Source organism: Rhizobium sp. AAP43, assembly GCF_001296045.1.
Lineage (GTDB): Bacteria > Pseudomonadota > Alphaproteobacteria > Rhizobiales > Rhizobiaceae > Allorhizobium.
Window position 1 is genome coordinate 1 of the sequence record NZ_LJHS01000066.1, and the last position, 11,666, is coordinate 11,666.

At 65.8% G+C, this 11,666-nt stretch carries 15 protein-coding genes; 12 read left to right on the forward strand and 3 right to left on the reverse strand.

Annotated features, from left to right (window positions below; all coding sequences use genetic code 11):
• Nucleotides 1-177 precede the first annotated feature (177 nt).
• Nucleotides 178-747 carry an alpha-ketoglutarate-dependent dioxygenase AlkB gene (locus IP76_RS22155; RefSeq protein ID WP_054160419.1) on the forward strand — a complete coding sequence of 190 codons (570 nt, stop codon included), beginning with the start codon at nt 178-180 and terminating at the stop codon, nt 745-747.
• 156 nt (nt 748-903) lie between these two features.
• Here the strand turns inward: IP76_RS22155 and IP76_RS23395 are convergent, their stop codons facing one another.
• The gene (locus IP76_RS23395) at nt 904-1,809 is read right to left on the reverse strand and encodes a phosphatase PAP2 family protein (RefSeq protein WP_197278402.1); all 906 of its coding nucleotides are present in this window, start codon (nt 1,807-1,809) and stop codon (nt 904-906) included.
• A 423-nt stretch (nt 1,810-2,232) separates the two neighbouring features.
• On the opposite strand from IP76_RS23395, the gene IP76_RS22165 reads away from it, so the two are divergent.
• Nucleotides 2,233-2,547: a DUF6107 family protein gene (locus IP76_RS22165; RefSeq protein WP_054160421.1), complete on the forward strand. Its 315-nt coding sequence runs from the start codon at nt 2,233-2,235 to the stop codon at nt 2,545-2,547.
• A 66-nt stretch (nt 2,548-2,613) separates the two neighbouring features.
• Nucleotides 2,614-3,117, forward strand: a complete 504-nt coding sequence (locus IP76_RS22170; RefSeq protein ID WP_054160422.1) for a GNAT family N-acetyltransferase — start codon at nt 2,614-2,616, stop codon at nt 3,115-3,117.
• Between the two features lie 98 nt (nt 3,118-3,215).
• Here the strand turns inward: IP76_RS22170 and IP76_RS22175 are convergent, their stop codons facing one another.
• Complete coding sequence (locus IP76_RS22175; protein ID WP_054160423.1) at nt 3,216-3,575, reverse strand: hypothetical protein; 360 nt, start codon at nt 3,573-3,575, stop codon at nt 3,216-3,218.
• A 654-nt stretch (nt 3,576-4,229) separates the two neighbouring features.
• Here IP76_RS22175 and IP76_RS22180 point away from each other — a divergent pair.
• The 5 genes from IP76_RS22180 (at nt 4,230) to IP76_RS22205 (ending at nt 8,084) form a co-directional block, all read left to right on the forward strand.
• The gene (locus IP76_RS22180) at nt 4,230-4,805 is read left to right on the forward strand and encodes an HK97 family phage prohead protease (RefSeq protein ID WP_054160424.1); all 576 of its coding nucleotides are present in this window, start codon (nt 4,230-4,232) and stop codon (nt 4,803-4,805) included.
• 205 nt (nt 4,806-5,010) lie between these two features.
• Complete coding sequence (locus tag IP76_RS22185) at nt 5,011-6,258, forward strand: phage major capsid protein (protein ID WP_054160504.1); 1,248 nt, start codon at nt 5,011-5,013, stop codon at nt 6,256-6,258.
• A gap of 278 nt (nt 6,259-6,536) precedes the next feature.
• Nucleotides 6,537-7,106, forward strand: a complete 570-nt coding sequence (locus tag IP76_RS22190; RefSeq protein ID WP_054160425.1) for a head-tail connector protein — start codon at nt 6,537-6,539, stop codon at nt 7,104-7,106.
• A gap of 2 nt (nt 7,107-7,108) precedes the next feature.
• Entirely contained in the window at nt 7,109-7,447 is a 339-nt protein-coding gene (locus tag IP76_RS22195; RefSeq protein ID WP_054160426.1) for a phage head closure protein, read from the forward strand.
• Between the two features lie 238 nt (nt 7,448-7,685).
• Nucleotides 7,686-8,084, forward strand: a complete 399-nt coding sequence (locus IP76_RS22205; RefSeq protein WP_054160428.1) for a DUF3168 domain-containing protein — start codon at nt 7,686-7,688, stop codon at nt 8,082-8,084.
• A 68-nt stretch (nt 8,085-8,152) separates the two neighbouring features.
• Here the strand turns inward: IP76_RS22205 and IP76_RS22210 are convergent, their stop codons facing one another.
• Nucleotides 8,153-9,367 carry an MFS transporter gene (locus tag IP76_RS22210; protein ID WP_054160429.1) on the reverse strand — a complete coding sequence of 405 codons (1,215 nt, stop codon included), beginning with the start codon at nt 9,365-9,367 and terminating at the stop codon, nt 8,153-8,155.
• 617 nt (nt 9,368-9,984) lie between these two features.
• Between IP76_RS22210 and IP76_RS22215 the strand changes: the two genes are divergently transcribed.
• The 4 genes from IP76_RS22215 (at nt 9,985) to IP76_RS22225 (ending at nt 11,614) form a co-directional block, all read left to right on the forward strand.
• The gene (locus IP76_RS22215) at nt 9,985-10,392 is read left to right on the forward strand and encodes a phage major tail protein, TP901-1 family (protein WP_054160505.1); all 408 of its coding nucleotides are present in this window, start codon (nt 9,985-9,987) and stop codon (nt 10,390-10,392) included.
• Between the two features lie 7 nt (nt 10,393-10,399).
• Nucleotides 10,400-10,873, forward strand: a complete 474-nt coding sequence (locus IP76_RS22220) for a gene transfer agent family protein (RefSeq protein ID WP_082352677.1) — start codon at nt 10,400-10,402, stop codon at nt 10,871-10,873.
• A gap of 17 nt (nt 10,874-10,890) precedes the next feature.
• Entirely contained in the window at nt 10,891-11,079 is a 189-nt protein-coding gene (locus IP76_RS22990) for a rcc01693 family protein (protein ID WP_197278403.1), read from the forward strand.
• A 190-nt stretch (nt 11,080-11,269) separates the two neighbouring features.
• Complete coding sequence (locus IP76_RS22225) at nt 11,270-11,614, forward strand: HNH endonuclease (protein ID WP_054160506.1); 345 nt, start codon at nt 11,270-11,272, stop codon at nt 11,612-11,614.
• Nucleotides 11,615-11,666: the final 52 nt, after the last annotated feature.

Genomic DNA, 11,666 nt, shown 5'->3' on the forward strand with positions numbered 1-11,666 from the left:
TCGAAGGCTTAGGCGAGCGCAAGCCGCCTAAACTTCAGATTTCGCAAGTGAGGGGATCGGTTCAGTTGGCACTTCCAAAGGGCCGATCATATTGACGGCAAACCTGCAATTGAGGTTGATGATAATTTTGTTGCATTTATTTTTCAGGTGAAACCTCGCCGTGCATAGGCGCATCGAATGAATTTCCCAAAGTTAGTTCCGCAAGGCGCAAAGCTCATCTCCGACTGGATCACCCCTGCAGACGAGGCGGCACTCATCGCCTTCCTCGACGCTGGTGACTGGAGCGGCGAGCTCAAGCGGCGGGTGCAGCATTTCGGCTATCGCTATGACTACCGGGCGCGGGTGGCGACGCGGGAGAGCCGGATCGGGCCGCTGCCGGACGCGCTGCAGGGACTGGCGGAGCGGCTGGTTGCGGAGGGGATGTTCGCCACCACCCCGGACCAGGTGATTGCCAATGAATATCTGCCGGGACAGGGGATCAGCGCGCATGTGGATTGTGCGCCGTGTTTCGGCGCGGTGATCGGCTCGGTGAGCCTCTTGTCGGCCTGCGAGATGCAGTTTCGGGATCTGCACACACCAGAGATGCGGGCTGTCGTCCTGACGCCACGCTCCCTGCTGGTGGTAGCAGGGCCGGCGCGGCATGACTGGACGCATGCAATCCCGGCGCGACGGTCGGATGTGATCGACGGTGTGCGGATCGCGCGCGGGCGGCGGGTGTCGCTGACGTTTCGGACCATGCGGTTTTGACGGCTGGCCTGGTTGGGGCGGTGGTGCCGTCTCCCTCATCCCGAGGTGCCCTGCATGAGCAGGGCCTCGAAGGATCTTGGCTTGCGATGGTGGCCTCGCCCTTCGAGGCCCGACGGTGTCGGGCACCTCAGGGTGAGGCGAAAGGGTGTGCGGCGCCTACGCCTTACGCTCGGGCTCTAGCTCTAGCTCTGGCGACGGTGCCGGTTGGACAAAAGCCGGTGAAAGCGACAGGCGGCGGGTCGCAGTGGTGGCAGTGGCCGCAGTGGTTGCGAGGTTGGCAATCGCTTTGCGGCGACCCGCATGCAGGGCGTGGCCGAGCGCGGTCATGGCGGCTTCGAGCTTGATGTCGCAGGTTTTCGAGCCGGCGCGGCCGTAGAAGAGATAGGCAAGGCCGATGGCCAGGAGGGCCATGAGGCCGGCAGCGATCAGCACGTCGGAGAGGAAATGCGCGCCAAAGGCGATGCGGTTGAGCGCGGTCAGGGCGGCGAACAGGCTGAGCAGGGCGAAGACGGAAACGCGCCAGACGGCGGGCACGAAGAAGGCGAGCGGGATCAGGCAGACGACGACGGCGGCCTCGCCCGAGACGAAGGAGCGGTCATCGAAATAATCACCGCCCAGGCCCCAGGCATGGACGAAGAGGTCGTTGCCGCCGAAGTCGACGATGCTGCGCGGCCGCGGGCGGTCAAACAGCGGCTTGAAGATGCCGTTGACCAGAAGGGCCGGCCCGAGAAGGAAGAGGCTGGCGAAATAGAGCGTGAAGCGCGGCGGAAACAGCGAGGGCCGCGACGGATAGAGAAGTTTCAGCACAAGGCCGATGACCAGGACAATGGTCAGCGTCAGTGGGAAATACTGGCCGAAGGCGCGGAAGGTATTGAGCGCATGGATCTTGGCCGCTGGAAAGCCCTCACCCTCGACATAGAAGAGCCGGCTGACGGCAAGATCGATCTGCGGGAAAGAGACGAAGACCGCCGACAGCGTCAGCGTGACGAGCAGCACGAACAGAAGCGGCTTTTCCGCGCTCGTTCCGCGCGGCGCGCGCGCCGTGTCGATGACATAGACCATGATGTGACCCCGATGCTGGTAAACCCCGGCATAGATGAGCAGCCCTTGATGAAGGCCTGATGACGGTTCGTCAGGGCCTGCAGCGGAAGGGGCATGCGGCGGGGGCATGCGGCGGGGGCGCGGGTTTCCGCCGGCTTGGCGAAGGGTGATCCGGACCCTCAATCGGGTTGCCGGGAAGGGGCTCTCGCCCTGCGTGTGGTTGATGAACGGCCGGGGCCAAGCTGTTGCCGCGACTCCGCAATCTGCCCCGTCTTCATGTGACGCATGAAGGGCGGCTGGCGGCATGGGGGGCGCCATGGGGGGGCGCCATGGGGGCGGCATGGGGCGGCTGGGGAAGAGACAAGGAGCGCCGGCCGCGGCCCTTGTGGGGCGGGATCGTACCGGCCGGCGCCACGGACAATCTTGAGCGAGAAAGATGAACAAATGACTGATTTCAGCCATGACGGCGGCGTGCTTTCGGCGCGCCTGATCGGGGCCTTTGCCGGGTCTGCGCTGTCGCTGGTCTATCTCGTGCCGCATGGCCGGCGCGAGGCAGCCCTGCGCTTCCTGACCGGCATTGCCTGCGGCCTGATCTTCGGTGGCCCGGCCGGCGTCTGGGGCGCAACGCGGCTCCAGCTTCTGCCCTATCTTTCCGCCTCGGAAATCATGCTGGCCGGCGCGACGCTGGCGTCCTTCATCGCCTGGTGGGGGCTGGGGCTGCTGGTGCGGCTGACCAGCCGGGCGGGGAAGACGGGGTGAGGGAAGTGTCTTAAGGTTGCCGCCGGTTAAGAAACTCATCGCAACCCGAGCCAGGAGACACCGAGAATGCAGATAAGACGTGGCTTTGCTGCCGATTTTGGCGATCTGAGGCGCGTAGAATTCGCGTCGTTCGAAACCCTTCGGGAAGCCGGCGCCGTCAGCGGGGACGCGATGGCGAGCACTGACGTTGAACTGCAGCATTATCTCGACCATGACTTCCTGCTCGCCGCCTGCGACAGCGATGGCAAGGTCATCGGCTATTGCGGTGGAACGGTTGAGGAGAACCATCTTCATATCGGAGAAATGGACGTGCACCCCACCTGGCAGAGGAAAGGGATCGGCAGGCGTTTGATCACGACCATGATAGAGGACGCGCGGACAAGGGGCCTTAAAGGCGCGACGCTGACGACCGATCGATATGCGCCATTCAACGCGAGATTTTATGAGAGCCTCGGCTTTCGGATCGTCCAAGGGGACACCCTGTCGCCACGCTTACACAAAGTTCTAGAGGCTGAGGCGGAGAAGGGTCTCGATCCGTGTCGGAGGGTCGCAATGATGCTGGTCTTTTGAGGTGCGGCCGGCTTCTGGTGCGGTTGACGAACCGGGCGGGGAAGACGGGGTGAGGGGGTTCTATGATGCCCCTCATCCGCCTGGCTGGCGCCCGCAGTCTACAGGCCCCAGGTCGCTATGCTGACCCAAAGCGTGACGATCCAGACGAGCACCGCGATCACCAGGCCTGCGACGACACCGGCGGTGAGGCCGAAACGACGTCTCAGGAGAGCTGTTGCGGCGCTCGGCAAGACGACTGTTGCCGATGTCGCGACGAGCCAGAAATGCTGTCGCGCCGGATCCGCAAAGTTCTGATCCCAAAACAGCATCGACACGCGCAACCAGAGAAAAACAGAGAGAAAGACTACTGCTCCCGCAGCAGAACCCCAGAGCCGACCGCGCCGTTTCGAGACATGTTTGAATTCCCAAACGGCAGGCAAGAGCGAGAGGCAACCAGCGATAAGAAGGGTTTTGATCATAGAGCCTGTTCACCTTTGCAGGAGCATCGTGAGGTATCGGACGAATGCGCCACGTCTGACTGTTTCGGGTGCAGTCTAGCCGAGTATCGGAGATGAAGCGCGCCAAAAGGTTGTTGTGTCTGCTTGACGCGGGTGCGGGGGTGCCATGATGCGCCTCACCCGCCTGCGGGGAGAGGCGGGTGGCGGGGCGTTTTGGGATGCGTTGGGGCCTCGGTCCTTCGAGGCCCGCTTTGCAAGCGGGCGCCTCAGGATGAGGGGAAAGGTGAGAGGCAGACGGCCAGCCGTCATCGCGACGTGGGGCCGCAATGATCAGCCCTCATTCTGAAGTGGGGCCGCAACGGTGAGCCCCCATCCTGAGGTGGGGCGGCACAACGGTGAGCCCTCATCCTGAGGTGGGAGCGCGAGCGACCCTCGAAGGGCGAGGGCGGGTGGCGGGGTGTTTGGGATGCGTCGGGGCCTCGGTCCTTCGAGGCCCTCGCACGGCGAGGGCGCCTCAGGATGAGGGGGAAGGTGGGGCGGCCGCCCGTCTGTCGGCGGCACGGATAACGGCCCCGAAATCTGCCAGGAAATCGGCCCCGACAACCGACCCGACAACCGCCCCGAAAAGGGGATGCGTTGGCCAGCCCGAGCAAACAATCACATGAGGAGACATCGATGCGAGAGAGAGACGGTGCGGATGCGCCGCGGTTTACCTATGCCGGGTTGACGCTGAAGGGGGTCGATGGGGCCGGCATGTTTTCCGGCTATGCGAGCCTGTTCGGCGAGGTCGATCTGGGGCGTGATGCGATCGAGCCGGGGGCGTTTGCGGCCTCGATTGCAGCGCGCGGCGCAGGCGGGGTGCGCATGCTTTACCAGCATGACCCGACCGAGGTGATCGGGCGCTGGACGGTGCTGAAAGAGGATCAGCGCGGGCTCTATGTCGAGGGGCAGCTGGCGACCGAGGTCAGCCGCGCCCGCGAGGTGCATGCGCTGATGAAGGCGGGGGCCCTGGACGGGCTGTCGATCGGCTTTCGCGCCGTGAAGACCCGCAACGAGCGGAAAAGCGGCGTGCGCCGCATCGTCGAGGCGGATCTCTGGGAGATCTCGGTGGTGACCTTTCCCATGCTGCCGACGGCGCGTGTCTCCAATGTCAAGCACAGGCGGTTTTACCGCGACCGGGAAACCGAACTCGTTCGGCTGATGCGCCGGGCGGCACGCTCGATGGCCAACAATCATTTCACGAAAGGATGACGGCATGACCAAGACGATGGGCACGATGGGGACAGGGACGATGGGGACGAAACGGATGCGAGCGCGAAAGATGGCGGCTGGGGCTGGGGATGAGGTGCAGACGATGGTGGCATCTATGGGTGCCGATCTGGCGGATCTGGCCGGCGGGCCCGGTGGACACGCGCGTGGGGCAGACGCCAAGGCGGCGGCCGGGGCCGCCGGGGCAATGGCTGGCATCCGCGTGGCGCCGGAGGTGAAGGCGGCGCCGGATACGGTGACCTCGGCCTTTGCCGAATTCATGAGCGCCTTCGAGGCCTTCAAGGAGGCCAATGACGAGCGGCTGGGCGAGATCGAGGACAAGCTGACAAGCGATGTCGTAACCCGCGACAAGGTGGAGCGGATCAACAAGGCGATTGACGACCAGGGCCGGATGCTGGACGAGCTGGTGCTGAAGAAGCTGAGGCCGCAGCTGGCCCATGCCGGGGGTGGTCACGATCCGCTGGCCGCCGAGCACAAGGCGGCTTTCGAGGCCTATGTGCGGCGCGGTGATGACCATGGGCTGCGCGACCTCGACCAGAAGGCGCTCTCGGCGGGTGTTTCCGGCGATGGCGGCTATCTGGTGCCGCCGCAGATGGATGGCGAGATCGGCCGCAGGCTGTCAGTCATGTCGCCGATCCGGTCGCTTTCAACCGTGCGGCAGGTTTCCGGCGCGGTGCTGAAGAAGCCGTTTGCCGCAACGGGCTTTGCCAGCGGCTGGGTGGCGGAAACCCAGGCGCGGGTGGAAACCGGCACGCCGGAGCTTTCCGAACTCTCCTTCCCGACCATGGAACTCTATGCCATGCCGGCGGCCACGCAGAGCCTGCTTGACGATACGGCCGTCGATATCGAGGCCTGGATTGCGGCGGAAGTGGACATGGCCTTTGCCGAGCAGGAAGGGGCTGCCTTCATTTCGGGCGACGGCGTGCTGAAGCCGAAGGGGTTTCTCGCCTATGACCAGGTGGCGGATGCAGCCTGGCAATGGGGACGGATCGGCACGCTGTCAACCGGGGCGGCCGGGGCTTTTGCGGCAAGCGGGGCCTCGGACGTGCTGATGGATGTGGTCTATGCGCTGAAGGCGGGCCATCGGCAGAACGGAACCTTTGTCATGAGCCGCCGGACGCAAGGGGCGGTGCGCAAGCTGAAAGATGCCGACGGCCACTATCTCTGGACGCCACCGGCCAAGGCCGGCGATCCGGCCTCGCTGATCGGCTTTCCGGTCTGTGAAGCCGAGGACATGCCGGAAATCGCCGCCAATGCCACGGCAATCGCCTTCGGCGATTTCCGCGCGGGCTATCTGATCGTCGACCGGGTGGGCGTGCGGGTGCTGCGCGATCCCTATTCGGCGAAACCTTACGTGCTGTTTTACACGACCAAGCGCGTGGGCGGCGGCGTGCAGGATTTCGAGGCGATCAAGCTGGTGAAGTTTTCGGCTTGAGGGGGGGCCACCCTTCCCCTTGAGGGAGAGGGTCGGAGCGCAGCTCCGGGGTTGGGGAGGGCTTGCGTGACCGCCTCTCCCCTCGGGGAGAGGATCGCCGAGCGTAGCGGAGGCGAGATGAGGGGGCGGTCCGGCACGGCATCGAGCATTGCGCCCAAGCTTCGCTCCCCCTCATCCGCCCCTTCGGGGCACCGTCTCCCCGCCGGGGAGAAGAGGCAGGCACCCGCCGCCCTGATGCTGTGGTGCCCAGTATAGTGACCATTTTCAAAGGATCTTCCATGACCATCATCGACCTTTCTCCGCCGCTGGCGGAGCCGCTGACGCTTGCCGAGGTCAGGGCGCATCTGCGGCTTGATACCGAAGACGAGGACGAGCTTCTCGCCGCGCTGATCACCGCGGCGCGCGAGCATCTGGAGCGCGAGACCGGGCTGGTGCTGGCGGCGCGTGATTTTCGCCTCTGCCTCGACCAATGGCCGGCCGACGGGATCCTCAAGATCCCGCGGGCGCCGGTGCGGGAGGTTACGGCCGTGCTCGTCTATGACGGCGCGGGGGATGCGGCGAGCGTTTCGCTTGACGGGCATCTGCTGGATGGGCAAGCGCGGCCGGCGCGGCTTTATCTGCGCGACGTGCCGAAGCCCGGACGGGGGATCAACGGCATCGAGGTGGAGTTTGCAGCCGGCTTTGGCGAGGCGGGGGCGTCCGTGCCGGAAACGCTGAAACGGGCCATGCTTTTGCATCTGGCGGCGATGTTTGCCTGCCGGGGCGTGGTGGCGCCCGACGCCCAGCCGGCGGTGGTGCCGCTAGGTTATGACCGGCTGATTGCGCCCTTTTGCCGGCGGGGGCTCTGACCATGGCGGCGATGATCGATATCGATGCCGGGCACTTGTCGACGCGGCTCGTACTGGAAGCGCCGGAAACGGTGGCAGACGGGCAGGGCGGGGTGGCGACGGTGTTCGTTCAACAGGCGCGGCTCTGGGCAAGGGTCGAGCCGCGAGGTTTTGCCGAGGAAAACCGCGGGCCGGGCCCGGTCTCGACGGTGACGCATCATGTGACGGTGAGGGCCGGTCGCGCGCTTTCCCCCGGGCAGAGATTTGTGGCAGGCGCGCGGGTCTTGCTGATCGAAGCACTGCGCGACCCGGACGAGACGGGGCGGTTTACGCTCGCCCTGTGCCGGGAACGGGTGGGATGAGGGGATCGAGAATGACGGCGCTGGATGAGACGGGGCGGGAAATGGCACGGCTTTTGTCGCGGGCCTTGGCCCGGCGGTTGGTGCGGGGTGTTTCTGGCGAGGAGGATGGCGCCGATCGGGCCGTCGAAGAGGACGGGCCTGCGGCGAAGAGGCAGTCTCCGCTGCAGGCTGGGCGCGGACGCAACGGTCAACAGGCGCGGCTGCGGCACAGAGCGAACGCAACGGTAGGAGCGGCGCCATGACGAGCCCGGTCAACGGCTTGCTGCAAGCCCTTCATCTGGCGGTGAAAGCCGATGCCGCGCTCTCAGCAGCGCTTGGCGGCGAAGGACTTGCCGACCGAAGGCAGCGCGGCACCCGCTTTCCGGTTCTGCTGCCGGGGGCCATCGAGACGCGGGATTTTTCCACCGGCGACAGCAAGGGGCACGAGATCCTGATGGTGCTGGAGCTCTGGAGCGAGATCTCCCGCCGCGAGGCCGAGGCACTGGCGTCGGATCTCGGCCGGGTGGCCGAGGCGCTGCCGGCGGGGATTGGCGCCTTGCGGCTGGTCAATCTCGTGCAGCGCGGCATCACCAGCCGGCGGGAGGCAAAGACCGGGCTGTTCGTGGCGGAGATGCGGCTGCGGGCGGTGGTGGAGTGATATTTTCGGGTGGCGGTTTTGTGGCTCAAGGAGGCCTCGCCCTTCGAGGCCCGACGGTGTCGGGCACCTCAGGGTGAGGGTTCTGCGTGGGAATTGGGAGCGCTGCGCCTGGCGATCACGGCAAGGCCGATGATGGCGAGGAAGGCAGAGGCGGCGAGGGTGGTGGTGACGAGGAGGCCGGTCTGGATGCCGGCGCGGTCGATCACGGCGGTGATGAGGACCGGGGCGATGGCATTGGCGAGGTTTTGCGGCAAAGCCAGCCTTGCGGACTGTTCGGCAAAGCGGCTGGCGGAGAAGAAGGCAAGCGGCAGGAGCGCGCGGGCAAGCGTGGTGACGCCGGAGCCGAAGCCGTAAAGCGCGGTGAACAGCAGAAGGCTCGCCGGCGTGCCGGAGGTGAAGATCAGGAGCACGGTCGAGGCGGTCAGCATGGCGGTGCCGGCAAGGCCGGTCGCGACCGGTGAGGTGTATTTTCCGGCAACGAGATCGACGGCGCGGGCGGCAATACCGAACACGGCGCGCAGCGCGCCGAGCTGGAGTGCCAGTGCTGGCGTGGCGCCGGAGAGTTCGAGGATATGCAAGAGCTGCGGCGAGAGGCCGAAGGTCATCAGGCTGGCAAGGGCACTGGCAAGCGCAATCAGCAGGAAGGCAAGAATTCCGGTGCGCCGGCTCATGACAAGCGGCGCGACCGCATCCTGGGCCCGGTCTTCGGCCGAGCGGGCGATCTGAAGGCGCAGCAGTGACAGATGCAGCGGCAGGCAGAGCAGGATATGGGCAAGGGCTGCCATCTGCAGCGCCCCGCGCCAGCCGAACTCTTCGCCGGCGAGCGCCAGAAGCGGCCAGCAGACGGCGGACGAGAGGCCGGTAAAGACCATCAGGATGCCGATGGTGCGCCGCGCTTGCCGCCCCTCGCGCTCGACGACGGCGGCAAGCGCTGGGACCGAGAGGGCAAAGGAGCCGCCGGCGCCAAGCACCAGCCAGGCGAGCCCGTAGGTGACGACACCGTGCGAAACGGAGAGCAGACCAAGCCCGGTCGCCATGGTGACGGAGCCGAGGGCGAGCACGCGGGCCGCCCCGATCCGCGCCATCAGCCGGCCGGTCGAGGGGCCAAGGGCTGCCATGACCAGCATCATCACGGTGAGCCCGGCAAAGGCGGTCTCATTGGCCATGCCCAAATCGGCAGCGATCTGGCGGCCGAAGACGGCGGGCATTTCGAAGGTCGTGCCCCAGCTGATGATCTGGCTGAGCGCAAGCGTGACGACGAGGATGAGGCGGGGGGAGAGCATGCGGAGCTTTCAACGAGATGGGGCATTGCGGCGTGCGCGCTCGTCTTAAGGGTGTCGGGCGGATTGGGCTAGGGGAAATGTTGACGGGTGCGGAGTGGTGCAGCGGCACCGCGCGCACCGCCACCCGCCCGCTCTACGCCAGCCGCGCGCGCACCCCACCCGCCCTCGTCCTTCGAGGGTCGCTGTCGCTCCTACCTCAGGATGAGGGCTAACCACTGTGGCTCCCACCTCGGGAGGGGGCTGACTGTTGGGGCTCCCGTCGCCCACCACCATGTCCCCTCATCCTGAGGTGCGCTCGCGCAAGCGAGGGCCTCGAAGGGTCGAGGCCACCGGCCACGGCAGCGACGGCGGATGCCCGCCACCCGCCCTCGTCCTTCGAGGGGAGCTCACGCTCCCGCCTCAGGATGAGGGCTGACCGTCGGGGCTCCCACCTCCGAGATGAGGGCTGACCGTCGGGGCTCCCACCTCCGAGATGAGGGCTGACCGTTGGGGCTCCCACCTCGGGAGGAGGGCTGATCGTTGGGGCTCCCACCTTCGGGATGGGGCAGGTCTTCAAGCCTGCTCTCCCACGCCACACGGTTCACACCACACCACACACACATCAAAGGAGCATGGCCATGGGCGCGCAGCGGGGCAAGGATCTGTTGTTGAAGGTTGAGGATGGGGCGGGGTTTGTGACGGTGGCGGGGCTGAGGGCGCGGCGGTTGTCGTTTAATGCGCAATCGGTTGATGTGACCGACCAGGAGAGCGCCGGGCAATGGCGGGAATTGCTGGCAGGGGCCGGTGTGCGGCGGGCGGGGCTGACCGGCTCCGGCCTGTTTCGCGACCAGGCTTCGGATGCGACGCTGCGGGCGGCGTTTTTTGCAGGCGCGACCCTGACCTATCAGGTGGTGATCCCGGATTTCGGCACAGTGACGGCGCCGTTTCAGGTGACGGCGCTGGATTATGCCGGCAATCACGACGGCGAGCTGACCTTCGAGATCGCGCTGGAATCGGCCGGTGCCGTTTCCTTTGCCGCGTTGTGAGGTGGCGATGCACAGCTTTGGCGACCATCCGGGGCGCGAGCCCGCAACACTCCGCCGCGCCAACCGCCATCGCGGCGAGGTGGAGGCGGTGATCGACGGCGAGCGGCGCATTCTCTGCCTGACGCTCGGGGCACTCGCCGAACTGGAAACGGCTTTCGGGGCAGACAGCCTCAGCGATCTGGCGGGGCGGTTTTCCTCCGGGCGGCTGAAAAGCGCCGATCTCATCCGTGTTTTGAGCTGCGGCCTGCGCGGCGGCGGCAACCGGGTCTCGGATGCCGATGTGGCGGGCATGGCGGTGGAAGGCGGCGTGGCCGGGGCGGCGGCCGTGGTGGGGGCGTTGCTGACGGTGACGTTTTCGACCGGTGGTGCGCCGGATGGGGCGCCGGGTGGGGCAATGGGTGGCGCGATGGGTGGTCCGACGAACGGCGGCGCGGCCGAGAGCGGTGCGCAGGCGGGAAGGGCGGATGCGCCTTTCCCTTGAGGGCCGCAGGCGGAGATTTGGTCCGGGCACGGCCGTTTCCCTGGGAAGCGGTGATGACGCTCGGGCTCTCCCGCCTGCGGCTTTCGCCTCAGGTTTTCTGGCAGCTCACCCTGCCGGAACTGGCGGCCATGGCGGGCGGCTCGGACCGTTCGGCGGCGATTTCGCGGCGGGATGTCGAGGCGCTGATGGCGCGGTTTCCGGATTGAGGGGAGGGGTGCTGCTTTGCTCGCGTGGCTGCAAAGAAAGGCGGGTATCGGCGAGAGGGTAGATCTGGGCAGGTTTGCGCCACAAGGAGCCATATGGCTCCGATGGTTTCGTGCTACTGACGTGCATGTGTTGAGACTGACACCCATCCTCGGGAACAGCATCCGAGAATACAGCAGGAAAGATCGAGCCTTGGCCCGCAAGAACAGAGATGAGCTAGCTTCATGGGACGAGCCTACGCCGGAGCCGGTGTTCTGTCCGATATGCGAGCGCGTAATCCCGGAGGATCAGAGAGACGAGCATCATCTCGTTCCCAAGAGCAAGGGTGGAAAGAAAACCGTCCTCCTGCACCGAATCTGCCACGATCAGATCCATTCGATCTTTACAGATGCGCAACTCGCGAAGAAGTTTTCCACGATCGAAACCATCGTGGAAGACCCTGCGGTGCAAACATTCGTCACTTGGGTGAGAAACAAGCCTCCGAGCTTTTCGGATTCTGCAAAGGAATCAAGGCAGTCATTCCGTCGAGGCCGCTAACCGTAATAGGCGTAAGCTCCGGCTAGAAGCGAGTGCTGCCGTGGCGGGAATG

Bases quoted from the DNA above. Each gene is read 5' to 3' on its own strand.
- IP76_RS22155 (WP_054160419.1), top strand. From the start codon at position 178: ATGAATTTCCCAAAGTTAGTTCCGCAAGGCGCAAAGCTCATCTCCGAC.
- IP76_RS23395 (WP_197278402.1), bottom strand. From the start codon at position 1,809: ATGGTCTATGTCATCGACACGGCGCGCGCGCCGCGCGGAACGAGCGCG.
- IP76_RS22165 (WP_054160421.1), top strand. From the start codon at position 2,233: ATGACTGATTTCAGCCATGACGGCGGCGTGCTTTCGGCGCGCCTGATC.
- IP76_RS22170 (WP_054160422.1), top strand. From the start codon at position 2,614: ATGCAGATAAGACGTGGCTTTGCTGCCGATTTTGGCGATCTGAGGCGC.
- IP76_RS22175 (WP_054160423.1), bottom strand. From the start codon at position 3,575: ATGATCAAAACCCTTCTTATCGCTGGTTGCCTCTCGCTCTTGCCTGCC.
- IP76_RS22180 (WP_054160424.1), top strand. From the start codon at position 4,230: ATGCGAGAGAGAGACGGTGCGGATGCGCCGCGGTTTACCTATGCCGGG.
- IP76_RS22185 (WP_054160504.1), top strand. From the start codon at position 5,011: ATGGCTGGCATCCGCGTGGCGCCGGAGGTGAAGGCGGCGCCGGATACG.
- IP76_RS22190 (WP_054160425.1), top strand. From the start codon at position 6,537: ATGACCATCATCGACCTTTCTCCGCCGCTGGCGGAGCCGCTGACGCTT.
- IP76_RS22195 (WP_054160426.1), top strand. From the start codon at position 7,109: ATGGCGGCGATGATCGATATCGATGCCGGGCACTTGTCGACGCGGCTC.
- IP76_RS22205 (WP_054160428.1), top strand. From the start codon at position 7,686: ATGACGAGCCCGGTCAACGGCTTGCTGCAAGCCCTTCATCTGGCGGTG.
- IP76_RS22210 (WP_054160429.1), bottom strand. From the start codon at position 9,367: ATGCTCTCCCCCCGCCTCATCCTCGTCGTCACGCTTGCGCTCAGCCAG.
- IP76_RS22215 (WP_054160505.1), top strand. From the start codon at position 9,985: ATGGGCGCGCAGCGGGGCAAGGATCTGTTGTTGAAGGTTGAGGATGGG.
- IP76_RS22220 (WP_082352677.1), top strand. From the start codon at position 10,400: ATGCACAGCTTTGGCGACCATCCGGGGCGCGAGCCCGCAACACTCCGC.